Source organism: Pelomicrobium sp., from assembly GCF_036803785.1.
GTDB lineage: Bacteria > Pseudomonadota > Gammaproteobacteria > Burkholderiales > UBA6910 > Pelomicrobium.
Map to the genome: position 1 here is coordinate 1 of NZ_DAIRTR010000214.1, position 3021 is coordinate 3021.

Sequence of the window (3021 nt, forward strand, 5' to 3'; positions counted from 1 at the left end):
CCCTTTCCCGTCAGCCCAAGCCATGGAGGGGGGAGGCCAGGCAGTCGCGGTGGAGGCGGGCGGGTGGCTGGAAGAGCCGCCGGCGGCACCCCGTCGCCGGTCCCTGGCCTGGACCGCGGGGGCGGCAGTATTGTCCCTGCTCCTGACCGTCCAGCTCGTGTACCTGTTTCGCACCGAGCTGGCGGTCCTCTCTCCCCCCCTTCGCCCATCCCTGGAGCGGGCCTGTGCGTTTCTGGGCTGCCAGGTGCCTCTCCCACGAAAAGCCCACTTCGTCTACATCGAGGCCTCTGACCTGCAAATGGACCCGCAGCGGCCCGAGCGCCTGACCCTGATGTTGGCGCTGCGCAACCGAGCGCCGTTTCGCCAGGCTTATCCCGCCATCGAGCTCACCTTGACCGACGGGGAGGGCCAGCCCCTGGCGCGGCGAGTGCTGCTGCCCCGGGACTATCTGCGGGGGCAGGGCGTCGAGGCCCAGGGGCTCGGGCCCAACACGGTGACCGACATCCGGCTCCCTCTGGAGACGGGTGAGCTGCGTCCGAACGGTTATCGCCTGTACGCGTTCTATCCCTGATGGCGCTCAAAACGACGCCCCTCATCGAGCTTCATCGCCGGCAGGGCGCCCGGTGGGTGGATTTCAGCGGCTGGGAGATGCCGCTCCATTACGGCTCCCAGATCGAAGAGCACCACCGGGTGCGTCAAGATGCCGGGGTCTTCGATGTGTCCCACATGCTGGCGATCGACTTGGAAGGTCCCGCCGCGGAAGGGCTCCTTGCCCGGCTGCTCTCCAAGGACGTGGGCCGGCTCGCCCGCTCCGGTTTAGCGCTCTACGCCTGTCTGCTCAACGAACGGGGGGGCATCGTGGACGACGTGATCGTCTATCGGCGCGGCCCCGCCGCCTTCCGGGTGGTGGTGAACGCCGGCCCGGCGGAGAAGGATTTGGCCTGGATTCAGCGCCACGGGGCAGGCCTGCCTGTGGCCATCCAGCCGCGCCGCGATCTCGCCCTCCTGGCGGTGCAAGGGCCGAACGCCCGGCGGCGCGCCGCCGCGGCACTGCCTGGGATCGGCGCCGTCTTGCTGGGTCTCGCCCGCTTCCAGGGGGCGGAAGCGGACGGCGTCTTCGTCGCTCGCACGGGCTACACCGGCGAGGACGGCTGCGAGTTGATGCTTCCCGCCGACCGGGCCGAGGAGACGTGGCAGGCCTTGCTCGAGGCGGGCATTGCCCCGTGCGGGCTGGGCGCCCGAGACAGCCTGCGGCTGGAAGCCGGACTCAATCTGTACGGCCAGGACATGGACGAGGGCGTCACCCCCTTCGAGTGTGCTCTGGGCTGGGCGGTGGATCTGGACGGGGCACGGGACTTCGTGGGGCGTGCGGCCTTGACGGGCGCGCATCCCCGCTGGCAGCGCTTGGGGCTCGTGCTGCAGGACAAAGGGGTCCTGCGCCATGGCCAGCGGGTTCAGACGGCCGCAGGCGAGGGCGTTGTCACCAGCGGCGGTTTCGCGCCGACCCTGGGCCGTTCCATCGCTCTCGCGCGCCTGCCCTTGGGCGTTGCGCCGGACGCGTCCGTCCTGGTGGCGATTCGCGATAAAATGGCGCGAGCCAAGTGCGTGCAACCGCCATTCGTGCGCGAAGGCAAGCCGCGCATCGCCCTCTGAGTGTGCTTTTAAGCCGCGGGATAGGCACGCAGGGAAAGAAGCCGCTCACTTCCGCTCGTGAAAGGCAAAAAAAAGGAACAGTCCATGACCGCACCCGATCATCTGCGCTATACCAAGACCCACGAATGGGCGCGCCTGGACGATGATGGCCTGGTGACGGTGGGCATTACCCATCACGCCCAGGAACAGCTCGGCGACATGGTATACGTGGAGTTGCCGCAAGTGGGCAAAGCGTTCAAGGCTGGCGCCGAATGCGCGGTGGTGGAATCGGTGAAGGCCGCCGCTGACGTCTATGCCCCCGTGGGTGGCACCGTGATGGCGGTGAACGAGCTGCTCGAGGCCCATCCCGAGCAGTTGAATCAGGACCCCTACGGTGCCTGGATCTTCAAGCTCAAACCCGAAAATGCCGAGGACTTGAAGCGCCTGCTGAGCGCCGCCCAGTACCAATCCATGGTGGAAGCCGACGAGGGTTGATCCGGTGGCAGGTCGCACCTTGGGCGTGGAATCGGCGGGGCGGGGGCGCTCCCATTTTACGCATTAGGCTTTGCAATGCCCTTCATCCCCCACACCGAGCGGGACGTGGCCGAGATGCTCGATGCCATCGGCATCGAGGCCCTGGACGAGCTGTTCGACGAGATCCCTGCGAGCCTCAAGCTCGACACTCTTGCGGGGCTTCCGCCAGCCCTCGGAGAGGCCCAGGTCACCCGGCTCTTGCTGGAGCGTGCCGAGGGCGACGGCCGCTATCTCAACTTCTGCGGTGCCGGCGCCTACGAGCATTTCGTGCCCGCCGCCGTGTGGCAGCTCGTCACCCGCGGGGAGCTTTACTCCGCCTATACGCCTTACCAGGCGGAGGCGAGCCAGGGGACGCTGCAGCTCATGTACGAGTACCAGTCTATGATCTGCGCCCTGACCGCCATGGAAGTAGCCAACGCGGGCCTCTACGACGGCGCCTCCGCTCTGGGCGAGGCGGTGCTCATGGCTGTGCGCTGTCACGGCGGTGGGGCTGAAGCTGGGCGCCGGGTGCTGCTTCCCCGCACGGTGCATCCGGCTTACCGGGCGGTCGCTCGCACCCTCACCCGGCCCCAGGGCATCGAACTCATCGAGGTCCCGTTCGATGCGCCGAGCGGTCGCACCGACTTGCGGGCCCTGGAAGCCATGGATACCACAGGCTGCGTGGCGCTCGTGATCCCCCAGCCCAATTACTTCGGCGTGCTGGAGGACGCCGATGCCTTGTGCCGCTTCGCCCGCGCCCGGAAACTGCTCGTCATCGGGTTGGTGAACCCGCTGGCAGCTGCTCTCCTCAAGCCGCCAGGAGAATGGGAAGGGGGCGGGGCCGACATCGCCGTGGGGGACGGCCAGCCCTTGGGC

At 68.0% G+C, this 3021-nt stretch carries 3 protein-coding genes and 1 pseudogene; all 4 read left to right on the forward strand.

The window, feature by feature from the left end; all coding sequences use genetic code 11:
- On the forward strand, positions 1–571 hold a 571-nt coding region (locus V7Q81_RS15345), incomplete at its 5' end, for a DUF3426 domain-containing protein (RefSeq protein ID WP_333845060.1).
- A complete protein-coding gene (gene gcvT / locus V7Q81_RS15350; protein WP_333845062.1) occupies positions 571–1653 on the forward strand; it encodes a glycine cleavage system aminomethyltransferase GcvT in 1083 nt (360 codons plus the stop codon). The genes V7Q81_RS15345 and gcvT, both read left to right, overlap by 1 nt.
- A gap of 84 nt (positions 1654–1737) precedes the next feature.
- Positions 1738–2127 (forward strand): glycine cleavage system protein GcvH, encoded by a 390-nt coding sequence (gene gcvH / locus V7Q81_RS15355; protein ID WP_333845064.1) that lies wholly within the window; start codon positions 1738–1740, stop codon positions 2125–2127.
- A 75-nt stretch (positions 2128–2202) separates the two neighbouring features.
- Positions 2203–3021, forward strand: a pseudogene (locus tag V7Q81_RS15360) (aminomethyl-transferring glycine dehydrogenase subunit GcvPA); the annotation flags it as partial.